The sequence below is a fragment of the Pedobacter duraquae genome (assembly GCF_004362245.1).
Lineage (GTDB): Bacteria > Bacteroidota > Bacteroidia > Sphingobacteriales > Sphingobacteriaceae > Pedobacter > Pedobacter duraquae.
Window position 1 is genome coordinate 319600 of record NZ_SNWM01000004.1, and the last position, 13906, is coordinate 333505.

The 13906-nt window shown below is 41.4% G+C and carries 8 protein-coding genes; all 8 read right to left on the reverse strand.

Annotation, left to right across the window (positions count from 1 at the left end):
* Positions 1 to 71: 71 nt before the first annotated feature.
* Entirely contained in the window at positions 72 to 2024 is a 1953-nt protein-coding gene (locus CLV32_RS16990; RefSeq protein WP_133557710.1) for an alpha-L-arabinofuranosidase C-terminal domain-containing protein, read from the reverse strand.
* Between the two features lies 1 nt (position 2025).
* On the reverse strand, positions 2026 to 3858 hold the full coding sequence (locus CLV32_RS16995; RefSeq protein WP_133557712.1) for a glycoside hydrolase family 35 protein: 1833 nt from the start codon (positions 3856 to 3858) through the stop codon (positions 2026 to 2028).
* Positions 3855 to 4946: a glycoside hydrolase family 43 protein gene (locus tag CLV32_RS17000; protein ID WP_243732342.1), complete on the reverse strand. Its 1092-nt coding sequence runs from the start codon at positions 4944 to 4946 to the stop codon at positions 3855 to 3857. The genes CLV32_RS16995 and CLV32_RS17000 overlap by 4 nt, the downstream gene beginning before the upstream one ends.
* A gap of 146 nt (positions 4947 to 5092) precedes the next feature.
* The gene (locus CLV32_RS17005; RefSeq protein WP_133557716.1) at positions 5093 to 6718 is read right to left on the reverse strand and encodes a RagB/SusD family nutrient uptake outer membrane protein; all 1626 of its coding nucleotides are present in this window, start codon (positions 6716 to 6718) and stop codon (positions 5093 to 5095) included.
* A 12-nt stretch (positions 6719 to 6730) separates the two neighbouring features.
* Positions 6731 to 9727, reverse strand: coding sequence for a SusC/RagA family TonB-linked outer membrane protein (locus tag CLV32_RS17010; RefSeq protein WP_133557718.1), 2997 nt, complete (start codon positions 9725 to 9727; stop codon positions 6731 to 6733).
* A gap of 217 nt (positions 9728 to 9944) precedes the next feature.
* Complete coding sequence (locus CLV32_RS17015) at positions 9945 to 11195, reverse strand: DUF2264 domain-containing protein (protein ID WP_243732343.1); 1251 nt, start codon at positions 11193 to 11195, stop codon at positions 9945 to 9947.
* A gap of 31 nt (positions 11196 to 11226) precedes the next feature.
* Complete coding sequence (locus CLV32_RS17020; protein WP_133557720.1) at positions 11227 to 12453, reverse strand: glycoside hydrolase family 43 protein; 1227 nt, start codon at positions 12451 to 12453, stop codon at positions 11227 to 11229.
* Complete coding sequence (locus tag CLV32_RS17025; RefSeq protein ID WP_243732344.1) at positions 12453 to 13799, reverse strand: BNR repeat-containing protein; 1347 nt, start codon at positions 13797 to 13799, stop codon at positions 12453 to 12455. Before CLV32_RS17025 ends, CLV32_RS17020 begins: the two co-directional genes overlap by 1 nt.
* Between the last annotated feature and the right edge of the window lie 107 nt (positions 13800 to 13906).

Here is a 13906-nt window from a genome sequence, read left to right on the forward strand (position 1 = left end):
GGTTATAGTTTTCCCATATTTAGTCAAGACTGACGCCCCTGATATTAACTTTTGCAAAGATCCGTTCCTACTTATTTCTTGACATCCATAACAATTACGCTGAAACTGTATTTTGGTATTTTAATTTCGGTTTTGTTATTTTTTAATACAACCGATAGCTCTCTTGGAACAATTGCATTGGGGTTTTGCAAACTATTTATCGAGGAGATCACATCGCTCTGTAACAAATATACTTTTGCCATCTTTTCAATATGCTTTTTGGTATCTACTACCAGGCTATAATCCCGGTCTGCGCCAGAGGCGTTTACGATCTTCACGATCAATTGATTCTTGCCACTATCAACTACCGCGTTAGCATACAGGCTATCCTGGCCGATCAAGGTTTTTCCGTCTTTTAAAATAGCCACAACATCGGTTCCTTTGAAATTGGAATACATTTTCTGCACCCAGTAATTCGGTGTTGCCACAGAATTTAAATTATCAAACCAAATTAAATCAGGTCGCCATTGCCAGGCTTCAACATGTGCAAGCAAAGGCGCATAGGACGACATTTGTACAAGATCAGCGTTGCGCTCTAAACCGGTCATAAAAGCGGCTTCTGTTAAGGCGCTAAACCATGTGTTTCTTGATTCTGGAGTTTTACCTTCGCGATCATGTGCCGCAAACTCGCCGGCGAATATTTTCGGGCCTTTCCTATCGTAATTATCATAACGGCCGGCATTTTTCAAAAACCAACCTGGCGACATATAATAGTGTTCGTCTATATAATCGACTTCAGTGAGCTTGAAATTTTTCCAGGCAAAATCAAAAAGTTCACCCCCAGCTGAAGGCCCTGCAGCACCAATTAATTTAATATCTGGGTACTTAATTTTTAAAACAGCCTCGAACAGTTTATATTTTTCGATATACTGAGCGCCCCACTGCTCGTTCCCTATACCAATTCTATCTAAATTGAAGGGTTTCGGATGTCCCATTTTGGCACGTAGGGTTCCCCATTTTGTAGTCGTATCCCCATTGGCAAATTCTATCAAATCTACGGCATCCTGAATGTACGGATCAAGTTCTGTATTGGCCACAACCTCGGCCGTATTAAACTGACAGGCCATTCCGCAATTTAAAATCGGTAGGGCTTTAGCTCCAATATCTTCGGCAAGCTGAAAGTATTCGTAAAAGCCCAGTCCAAAAGTCTGAAAATAATCAGGTGTAGCGCGATAATCAAATTCGGTATTCCACCTGTTTATCATCACTTTTCTGTCAGATGGATCGCCAACGGTCTCTTTCCACTGGTAACGGTTGGCCAAATCTCTTCCTTCAACAATGCATCCGCCTGGAAAACGGACGAAACCGGGTTTTAAATCGGCAAGTTTTTGAACAAGATCTTTCCTTAATCCATTTGGCCTCCCCTTCCAGGTATCTAGCGGAAACAACGAAATCATATCCAAACCAACCGTGCCGCTCCCCTGAAATAATAAACGCAATTTTCCTTTCTCGACTGTTTTTCCAGATTTAAGTTCTACAGAATAGGTATTCCAATCGTTTTTAAAATTCGCTAATTGTTGCTCAGCAATAACTTTATTTGCTGTATCTAAAAGCTGTACGGTTATTTTTGGCTGTGCAGCAGAAAGTAATTTTCCGCTAAGCGACAGTTTATATGTTTCGTTTTCTTTCAGGCCGATTCCTCTGAAACCTTCATTAGTTAAATAAAAAGGTCCGGGGCCAAGTTCTATAGTTACATAACGGGAATTTTTTGGATTGACTGCCCCTTGGTTTATCACCAGTAAGCTTCCTTTTCCCTGGCTCTTCCAACCCATTAACGGATTCGTAAACTCGAATGATCGATTTTTAATCAATTCTGCATAAAGACCACCATCCGCAGCAAAATTGATGTCCTCAAAAAAAATCCCCCACATTGAAGGTGATATTTTAGCTATGCTTTTATCTGCTGAAACTATCAATGGTCCATTCTTTTGAGCGAAGGAATAAAGCGACAGAGATAGCAGTAAGATCGTTAGTTGTATCCGCATGTTATTGTTTTTGCAATTTATCTAATATCGGCGTTTTAATCATTTTCATAAGATTTTGTTGAGGCTGTAATAACTCTAAAACTGAAACTTCATTTTTACCAATCTTTAACCATTCTTTGGGCACATACACTGTTTGTTGGGGACCGATTGACCAATATTTCCCTAAATTGTGCCCATTAATCCAGACCACACCTTTACCCCAATCTGTCATATCCAAATAGGTATCTCCAACTTTTGAAATATTAAAAATACCTTTTTTAATTACCGGGCCCTCTCCTACTTCTGCTGAGGTAGAACGTTTCACTGTGTAGGCAGAAATATCATTGAATGGCAAACTGAACATTTCCCATTTTTTCACTTCTTCGCCCGCAAATAACACGTGCTCTGTTATACCTTTTTTATTCTCGAGCAGGTATTTGCCAAAGTTGATTCTACCCATGTTCTCTACAAAAATATCAAGTTGAATCTCACCTGCTGGCAATTGTAATTCGAGGCTATCTAAAAGGGTTCTCCGATCCAGGATGCCAACTCTTTTTTGATTTACAAAGACTATTGCATAATCTCTCAACTGTTTAACCTGAAGTAAGCCTTTTCTTCCACCAGCTATTTTTGTCCGGTACAACATGTACCCATAGTCCTGTTTTAAATCTTCGAAAGTTAAGGGCTCCTCATTTTTTACCCCTTTAGGTAAAGTGCTGAACAAACTGAAGTTGCTGCTAACCTTAAAAGGCCCGATCGCTATTGCTGCTTTTGATGCGGGTACAGGCGGCAAGCTTTTTCCTTTAGGAAGATGTTTCTCGATAACGGCCCTGAACTGTCCAAACTTATCGGTGGCATTACCAGCCTCATCGAGTGGAGCGTCATAGTCGTAGCTACTAATCTGAGGCTCGTATGGTGAAATATCTTTATAGTTTGCGCCATTCATAAAACCCCTTGTTGTGCCACCGTGGAACATGTACATATTTATGGAAATACCCGCGGACAAAACAGAATCTAATTTTCCGGTGTACTTTTCTGCGGGGACCGTATGGTGCGGAGCTCCCCACCAATCGAACCATGCAGGGTACCATTCGGCAATGAAATAAGGACCTTTACCATCGTGATACTTATCTATCATTTGCTTAACTTTTTCAGGATTATCCTGACCATTAATTGCTGGCAATAAACCCGACAAGTAACCACCCTTAATATCCGCTTCAGGGTCGCAAGTGTATAAAATTCCGTCAAATCCCGCAGCGATGAACATTTTTCGATTGATATCAAGGTATTCTTTGTCAGCAGCATAAGAGCCATACTCATTTTCTACCTGAACCATAAGCACATTGCCCCCATGATTAATTTGTAACGGCGCCAATTGCCTGCCTACCTCGTCGATGTATTTTCTGTATTCTTCCAGATACTGTGGATCCTTACTGCGTACTACCAAACCTTTTTCTGTCTGCAACCAGTACGGATAACCACCAAATTCCCATTCGGCACATACATAAGGGCTAGGACGTAAGATTACCCAAAGGCCCTCCTCTTTTGCAATTTTCACAAATTCAGCAATATCATTATTGCCCGAAAAATCAAACTTGCCCTTTTGGGGCTCGTGCAGGTTCCAGAAAACATACGTTCCAATAGTGTTTAACCCCATGGCCTTGGCCATCTTCATTCGGTCCCGCCAGGCTTCTCTTGGAACTCTGGGATAGTGGATTTCTCCAGAGATGATCTGAAATGGTTTTCCATCAAGCAGAAAGTCATTTTTGCTAAGTTCGAAAGTATGCTTTACTTTCTGACTGAAACTATTAAACGAACAGCACAGACAGATAATTAGTAATAGATTTTTTTTCATCTTTTTGACAGGTGATTGAACAAGCTCAGATTCCATTTGTCCGACCATTCGATTTTTAATTTATCATTTTCAAACTGGATTGGAAGCCATAAATACCTTCCATCGATTGCATTTTTAGGCTCCCATTTATCTGCCATAAAAATAAATGCATTCTTTTTGCCAGGAGCGGCAAGTACGTAGGTACTTTGCCCACCAAATGTTTTATCCGAGCCGGGCCCTACACAAGGATTGCCCATAAATTCCCATGGACCGAAAATGGACTTAGCCTTAAACCACCTCGCCGGATTTGGCGCCCAACCTGTACAACCAGAACCTATCATATAGTAAATTCCATCTTTCTTGAACAAAGCCGGCGCTTCAGTCTGTTGTCCGATATAGATTCTGATAAATTTCCCAGTATGCCCCAAATAATCGGACGTTAATTCTGCAAGGTGTAATGTGAAGTTTTCTTCGGATGAGAATATGTGATATGCCTTACCGTCGTCATCAACAAATACCGTCATGTCTCTTGCCATTTGCCCGCCCAGAAAATCACGACAGAAAAATCCATCACTCTTATTTTCAGGTTTATTACAGTTTACTTTTTCACTTTCAGGAGTTGCTGCTGCATAAAAAGGGAGTTTGCCTGCATTCGGACGGTAACTTTTTATAAATGTATAAGGTCCTGTTGCCTTATCGGCAGTTGCTACACCTGCACGGGCAGCTTGGTAACCCTTGCCCAAAAGCTCTAAATGAAACCACATTACAAATTTCTTCGTTTTTTTATTGTAGACCACTTTCGGGCGTTCCAGGATACACCCCTTTGCGATATCGCTTTTCAGATCATCCGAAACTGAAAGTGCAATTCCCTCATCTTTCCAGTTGTACAAATCCTTTGATGAATAGCAATGTACGCCTACTTGGGCCGTATTGCCTATTTCTCCTTCAATTTTATGTTCACCAAACCAATAATAAGTACCTTTACTTTCAACTATTCCTCCCCCATGTGCATTGATGTGCATACCGTTATTATCTTTCCAGATTTTACCGGGGGTAAAATCCCGAGAAGATTCCTGGGCAGAAATAGGCTCGCTGTTTAAGCAGCTCAAAAAAAATAGACTAACTAAAAGGGCTAAACGATTGTGCATACAATAGGGTTATAATTTTGAGAAGATATAAATATGTAATATAGTAATTGTAGTTAAATAATGATCGGGCCATCCGAAGACGACCCGAAAAACTAACCAAAAGATTATTAATAACCTGGATTCTGCGTTAACACAGCGTCCTTATTCAACTGGATCTCACTTAAGGGGATAGGTAAAAGCAAAGCTTTTGACGTTAAACCAGTAATTGGCTTAGACGCATCATTTGAGTTTAGTCGAAGTGCACGTTCTACTAACGTTCCCGTTCTCATCAACGTCATTCTTCTATTCTCCTCACCAATCAACTCCCTGGCTCTTTCATCAAGAATAAAATCCTTGGTCATTTCCGCGGCCGTAACCTGATCGGCATTAGCCCGTGTTCTGAGCACGTTTATCGTTGCCGCGGCGTCAGCGGTTTTTCCCTGTGCAACCTGAGCCTCTGCGAGTAGTAAATAAGTTTCACCCAAACGCATCAAAATAAAATCCTTAATCATCGCATATCCAAAAGTATCATTCGGATCAAATGCTCCCCATTTTGTTGTACTTGGACAAATATTGAGTAAGGTGTCTGGTCCGGTAAACGGAACCTGTTTGCCATATCGTGCTGCATAAGTAGGATTTGGATCGTTATAATAATACCTCCGGCGGATATTATATTGAGAATTTCTAATGTCGTTTCCCTTATATAGCCCGTAAAGTACCCAGTTGCTTAAACGCAATCTGGCAATAGAGCGTCCACCGAGCGAATCGGCTAGTGCCATACCTGCAATGTTGTAATACGCAGCACCCCAAACGCGTCTTTGTTGCGGATTATCGGTTATACCGCCAACAACAACCGTTGGATTTTCTTGCTCCAACACCCAGATTGCCTCGGTATTTCCTTGCGCCCTTCTCTGATTGCCATACTGGAACATATCAGAATAATAGTCGCCGCGCTGACTGATTTTTACGCCATAACGATTTTTGATCAGACTAAACTTGCCACTGCTAATGATTGCCTGTGCCTGTTGTTCGGCAAGATCAGGCTTGCCAATCCTAAGATAAACTTCGGTAAGCAATTGCATGGCCATGAACTTGTTAGCTCTGCCGTACATTTTACCTTTAGTGTTAGTTTTCACCGCCTCAATATCTGGGAGATTCGCCGCAGCAAAGACTAGATCTGCAACGATAAAATTATTTACGTCTGCTATTGGTGCTCTTACAAAGTCTGTTTTTGGACCCGTCAAAGCGTGTGAAATCACTGGCACCCCACCAAATAGGGTAGCTAAATTATTGTATGCATAAGCCCTAAAGAACTTAGCCTCGGCACTTACCATTTTCTTGCCATTAGCACTTAAACTTGTTGTAGCTGGGTTTTCAATTCCATCAATAATAGTATTGGTCAAGTTAACCATGATGTAATTTCTGTTCCATGTGCGTGCTGCAGCATTGTCTGTTGACGTTAATGTTGCATAGGAATAGTATGGAATTTCTATACCCTGCTGGTTGTTGGTTGCATTAGCGACATCAGTTCCAACCTGCCAAACGCTTGGCCAGCCCTGTTGATCGGCCCAAGAAAATATGGTGCTGGTATGGTTGTAGAGTCCAATTAAAGATGCTTCGAATCCAAGTGAATCCGTAAGCGTCAATGGTGTATATGTGGAAAAAGGTTTTTCCTCTAAGAATGCTTTCCGGCATGATGAAAATGCGAAGAGCAATACTGATAAGGATGCGAATATGGTTATATATTTTTTCATGATGATTATAAATTAACGTAAGGAAACATTTAAACCCAATACAAAAGTTCTTGTCAGCGGATAATTGTTTGTCCAATCGCCCGAACCTCTTGTTGAATAATTATTTTCCGGATCCCATCCAACCCAATTGGTAAAAGTATGCAGGTTACGACCGCTGGCATAAACAGTTAATCCACCAAGGTGAAGTCTCTCCAATACTGATTGAGCAAAAACATAGCTTAAAGTAACATCCTTAATCCTGGTGTAACTTGCATCTGATGCATAAGCATATCCTAGTGTGTTATTGTAGGATAAAGCGGGCCTGGTTTGGCTCCTATTTTCGGGGGTCCAGTAGCCAATTTCAGCAGGTGTATTTCTTCGTCCTGTTTCATCCCCATAGCTTAAGTCAGGATTGTTTTTTGTCATACCTTGAGCAGTTTGAATAAATATACTCAGGTTGATGTTTTTGTAGTGAAAAGTATTGGTTAAGCCGCCTGTCCATTTTGGTGTAGTCTGTCCTAAAATCATCCGGTCACCATCTCCTGTAATTTTGCCGTCGCCATTTAAATCAGCAAATTTCAAACTACCAGGCTTCGCTGTGGGATCTTGCTTGGAAACATCCTCTCCATTTTGCCAAACCCCAGTCATCTTGTAATCATAGACAACACTGATCGGTTTGCCCAAGAACCATCTATTTCCCAGATCGTCCTTACCATCGCCGTATAAGTCGGTAATTTTATTTCTGTTGGTTGCAAAAACAACCATCGTTTCCCAACGAAAATCCTTGCCAGCAAAGTTTTGCGTATTTAAAGTAACTTCCAAACCTTTGTTCGAAGTCTTGCCGATATTGTCCAGTACGTTGCTGTAGCCTGTGATAATCGGAAGACTTCTGTTCAGTAACAAACCGCTTGTTTTATTTTGATAGGCCTCTACGCTTCCGCTGATTCTATTGTTGAGAACCCCAAAATCAAGCCCTATGTTGGCCGTTTTTGTTGTTTCCCACTGCAGATTCGAGTTACCCAGGTTGCCCGCGAGTACACCAATTGTACTGATACCGTTAAAAGGTGAGCGTGAAGTCCCATCAGTAGTAATTGTTCTATACACACCAACTGCCTCATTACCTGTTTTACCGTATGATAATCTCAATTTAAGATTATTGACCAGTTTCGAATTTTTCATGAAACTTTCATTGCTGATATTCCAACCCACAGCCGCCGATGGGAAAACACCATATTTTGTTGTACTCGCACCGAAAACAGATGAACCGTCCCTTCGAGCCGTTAAAGTTAGTAGGTAACGGCTGTCGTAAGCATAAAACAGACGGCCCATTTGAGAGTTGATACCATAACGGTCGCGGTAAGAACCACTAGTCTGAGTAGCCCCTGCACCAATGTTGTCCAAACCTAGCTCATCATTGATAAAACCAATAGCGCCTGCGGTAGTTTCATTGTATTTCCGCTCCTGAGCACTGTATAATGCAGTGAAATCGATGTGGTGTTTCTCAATATCCTTAGCGTAAGTCAAAATATTCTCTACGGTATAACTGTTTGTTGAGGCGTTAAAACTCCTTGCCGTACCATTCAGATCGTTGGCTAGTCGCCCGTAATAACTTCCTTCCCGTTTTGGGAAGTAGGTGTAACCTGCATTCAACCGAAATTTCAGACCGGTTAAAACACCGGGAAATTTAACCTCAGCGTATCCGTTCCCATTGATGTTCGTTGTCCTGCTTATTTGAGTAGTGGTCAATCCCAACAATGGGTTGGTGTAAAGTTGCTCAGGATTCATTGGATAAATGGTGTAGGTGCCGTTCGCATTATATTCCTGGCCGTAAGGGCTCATTGCAGTTGCTAACAGGAGGTTCGCTCTCCCACCATCATAATTGTTACTTGTCAAAAACAGTGACGTACCTACAGTTAAAAAACTAGTTACATTTACATCCAGATTTGAGCGTAGACCAATACGTTTAAACTCGTAACCTTTAATTACACCTTTTTGGTTAAGATAATCACCTGAAATAAAATACTTAACATCTTCTGATCCGCCTGAAATACCAACATTATGATCCTGAATTACACCCTGTTGAGTTGCTTCAGCTAACCAGTCTGTTGTTTTACCTGCATTGTATGCGGGGAGTTCATTGATATTAGGAACAGGGCGCTGTTGCACCTGACCAGTTTGTTTCAGGAAATCAGCGTATTTCTGAACATATTCTGCACCACTGCTCGGCTGTAAAATGTGCGCAAGGTTATCAATACCTGCATAACCACTATAGCGAATTACAGGCTTACCTGTTGTCCCTCTTTTTGTAGTAATCAAGATCACTCCATTTGAACCGTTTGTGCCGTAAATTGCCGTAGCACTAGCATCCTTTAAGATCTCAACAGACGCAATGTCATTTGGATTGATGTCATTTAAAGATCCACCCGTTTTGCTCAGCGGCACACCGTCAACAACTACATACGGACCACTTCCAGCAGTGATGGAATTTTGTCCCCTGATTAAGGCATTGGGCTGGCTACCCGGAACTGAAGATGTTGTCGCTACATTTACACCAGCAACGGCACCTTCAATAGACTGTAGGATGTTGGTCACCGGCAATTGCGATAACCTTGACTTTGGTACAGAAACTACTGAACCTGTAACATCAGATCGTTTTTGCGTACCGTAACCAATAACAACAACCTCGTTAAGTACTTTGTCAGCATCCTCGGCAAGCGTTAGGTTCACTTGTGCTGACTCACCGACTAAGATTGATTTGCGAGCGTACCCTATAAAAGTATACACTAGCGTTTCTCCCTTTGACGCCGCAATTTTATAGCGTCCATTTCCGTCAGACATTGCGGCTTTGGCTGTTGTTTCATTCTTAATGGTAACACCCGGAATCGGGGTACCTTTCGAATCTAATATAACACCTGTTATATCTTTGGTTGCTGTTTGAGCATAAAGGATGATTGGACTTATCGTCGCAATAAGCGCTACTGCAATCAATACCAGCATGCACCTGAGTGGTAAAGGTAATTTTTTTAGCATAATGATTTAAATTTGGTTAGAACAAATAACTATAATTTATACACGCCCGATGAGGGGCAATACAGTAATTAATAGGGGATAAATTGTTACTTATTCTACCAAAAACATCCTTATGAGTGTTTCTGGGTCAAAACAAAATTTTTTAAACGTAAAATTAACATTTATTTTTTTTGCACGTGAAGTTCCAGATTTTCGGAGACGGAACTTCAATCTGTGATTACCTCAAATCTGCGCTGTGGTCGTTAGGAAAGTCCTCGCCGCCCCAAATTTTTTGCGAACTCCATTTTGCCGCAGGATCTGACCAGAAAGGGTCGCTGGAAGGTAAACCCAGGGGCAGGAAGATATTGGTACAGATATACGGGCTTCCCTGATTATTATAGAAATCGCCCAAATCTGGCTGGGCACCGTATAATCCAATTGTTAACCATCCGTTTTTGTAGGTAGTTGGACTTTCCAGGGTTTTCCTGATTACAGCGGTTAGGGCGCAGCGTACCTGTGCCGGACTCAACTGTTTGGGCAATACCTGCCTGAATGCCATATCAGCCAGGTGATGAAAAGCCCCGCCGCGATAAACAATCGACCGCCCTGTAGCTGGATAAGTACCATCGGCATTGATTAATCGTTCCTGGATAATTGCATAGCGTTCATTGCGCTTTCTAATTTTCTCGAACATGTTGCTGTAGTCTTTGCCTTTAGTGCCAATGATATTCGAAATGGTTGCCAGGTAGGGATGAATAACGTAGCTGTTGTAATAATCAAACGCATAAGTACTCCCGTCTTTGTACATTCCATCACCAACGTACCACTGCTCCATTTGCTGCAAGGCATAATCGACACGCATTGGATCCCAGGTGTAACCGAATTTAGCCAAAAAGGCCTCGTTCATTGCCGAAAAAAGTAACCAATTGGAAAAAACTGGCTTAAATCGTCTTGTAGTAACGATAGACTTCATCATTAGTTCCTGATTTTTTTTATCCAAATGTTCCCAGAGCCATGGCGCCCGAATAAAGGCCAATGCAATATAAGATGCATCAACAAGCTGCTGCCCGCCTATATCATAATTCATAAAATCTTTCGCATTTGAATCCAGAGCGTTTTTCAAACCCTGAATTACCCAAGTCCGATATTGCGTTCTCAATGCAACTTCGGCAACATCACCACCTTCGAGTTGTAGCCATGGTGCTATGCCACTCAGCACTCTGCCAAGAACCTCTACATACTGAACTTTAATCCGATGTTCTTTATTATCAATATGGATAGAGGTTACCTGAGGCATATTGATCCGCAAACTATCTTTCGCAAGATTGTACAAAACCGGTTTAACCATTTTATCCAACTGATGCAACCAGAACTGCCTGTCGGTCAAAACCTTTGTTTGCTTCGCTTTCAACTTTTGCCCAAATGTAAAGGTTGATACTAATGTCAACATGCAAAAGGCTAATGAAAGCTTTTTAAAGAGAATTTTCATTTGATATTTTTTTTTAAATGTGTTAATTTTATTATTTAACAGGTTTAATTCCCATAACCGTTGGTGTAACTTTTTTAATACTTCCATCTCGGTTGAATTCCAGTCTATCTATACAGACTTCACGGTGATAGCCTGCCGCATTACCCATGGTTATGCCTTTAGGTCGAGTAAAACGGTGGTAAACTATTTTATGGGAATATACTATTTCCGGATCCGCATAGTATCCCTTTAGAACCGGATTATGGCTTACCTTAATATCAACCTTATATTTCGCCACCAACCGTTCCATTTCGGCCTGATTGATTGGCAAAACTGTGCCGTGCCTTGGATGAAAATCCATAGAGATATCCTGATCAACTACCTTAAAATTTTCTAAATCGTTACTTGTGGTAAACTGATATTTCCCTTTCATATAAACATCGTACATCAAGATATAGCTATCGCTACCGTTAAGTTTAAATACGCCCGCGCCCTCTACAGCCTCGCTTGTTTGCTGCAGATATCTATCTTCCAAAACATAATCCTCCGTCAATTTATCTGAAACAGCTTTTTTTATACCATTGCCATTGCCCTCTGTTTTAAAGAAGAGATTATATTTCCCATTGTGGAAGACTATATCGCCATCGATGCATGAGCCATTTGTGGGGCTGAAGAATAGTTGCATAGGTTCAGTTTCCAGGTCAGTAAAATCTGAATTGGCGTAAGCAAAGTATATTTTATCGGGTTCATTCCCATGTTTCATGGACCAGTACACCATGTATTTTTTCTTTACAGTATCGTATGTGGTTTGGGGTGCCCATACACGCAACAAGCTCTCGTTGCCTGCAAATCGCTTTTGGATATCGACAACGGAAGACGTCCAGTTAATCAGGTCGGTAGATTTCAACAATACCATGGCCCTGTTAGAGTCCCATCCTTTGGCTGACACCATGTCGGTAGCAACCATATAGAATGTTTTACCATCAGCACCGCGTAAGATATGTGGATCGCGAACGCCTCCCGTTGAACTGATCTTTTTGGAAGAAATAATTGGTTCATCATTGTTCAGTGCGCTGAAATGATAACCGTCTTTGCTTATTGCATAATGTATTGCTTCTTCCGTCTTATCGTTTCCTGTGAAATATACAAAGAGATAGCCGATATTCTTATTTGTTACTGGCGCTTTTTTTTGCGCAGATAACCTGGCTGGAGAAAGGCTGAGGCAAAGTAGCAGGCAACAGATCGATTTAAACAGTTTTTTTATTTTTGAGTCATCCATTATCTCTTAATTTTCGGTTTCCACTGCAGCACTTTCACCGCTGAGGGCTTCATATCCGTTATACCCTCACCATCTATCTGGATTACGTTTTGCAGGTAAAGATTTAAAATCTTTTTATCCTTCCAGAGCTCAGTATCATAACTGGGTTCCCAATCGCCCACACTTCCTGACGTTAAGTCTTGAATCTGCCATTGATTCGTTTGGATATCTTGATTTATAGCCAGAGAGACCTTGCTCCCACGTTCGGCATCTCTAAACAAAACTCCAGCAGCATAGCTTTTATGATTACGCCAGATCAGGATTTGAGGTCGCGAGACCGGGATTTTCTTTGTTCCACCGCCTCCTAAGCTAAATGTGGTTTTTCTAGAAGACAAACTGTTAAACCTCCAGCCTTGCCCAACATTAAAAACAATATGAAACTGCGGAACATCATCGTCGTGCCCTCTCCAATAACTGGCGATAAAAACATTTCCGGATTCGTCAGCATACATGGAGGTTTGGTTAATCAAATCACTTTTCTGCGGAATTTTTAGGGCGTACTCTGCATTTGACTCGACGATGGGCATTTGACATCTTTCTCCCGTTGATTTCTGCCAAGTCAGCCCACCGTCCAAAGATTTCGCATAACACAAATCATGGTTACTGGATACATCAGGACTTTCACGCCAGACCCATGAGAGGTGGATCACACCTGATCTATCCAGTGCAACTTGCCAATAAGCATTTCGTTTTCCCTCGCCATTAATCATTCCATCCTGAATACGCTGCCAGGTTTTGCTTTTGACCGAATAGCGATTGATCATCAGATTCCCATTTCCAGAACCACCATCCCGGTAAAAGAAAAGTAAATCTCCGCCGGGCAGCTTATAGAATTCAGGGTAGCTGACTTTATTTTCCTTGTCCGAAAGCATTCCCGATTTTTCGCCGAGCTGTAGTGAACCTGGGGCAGTTGTTTTTGCATAATTCAAATCGTTGTTGTGCTGCCCCCATGCTACATGTAGAAAACCAGAACCATCTACGATAATGCTGATTGACTTATGAGCATCAGTTGCATCGCCTTTGTACTGCGTCCTTTGGATTTGCCAGCTTCTGGCTCCTGATAAGCGCTTTGCGATTACAACAAACTGGTCAGAATCATAGTAAGCTGCATATTGGTGATTTCTGAATGTTACAAGCGAATTTTTTCGGAAGATCACGGCATTAACAGAATTACTCGCCCAACCATTATTTGCAATTGTGCTCACTTCTATGTTCTGCGCTTTTGCGGAAATGGCGCAGACAATGGAAAACCATAAAGATAATACCAACTTAGCTACAAAGCTAGCTTCATAATTTTGACTGCTCAATTTTCGATATTTGGTTAAACGAAGTACCGAAATTGCAAATGCTTGCTTAGGGGGGGAATTCATAAATAAGAGGGGACGATTTAATATTTGAATACAATTACTGTAAA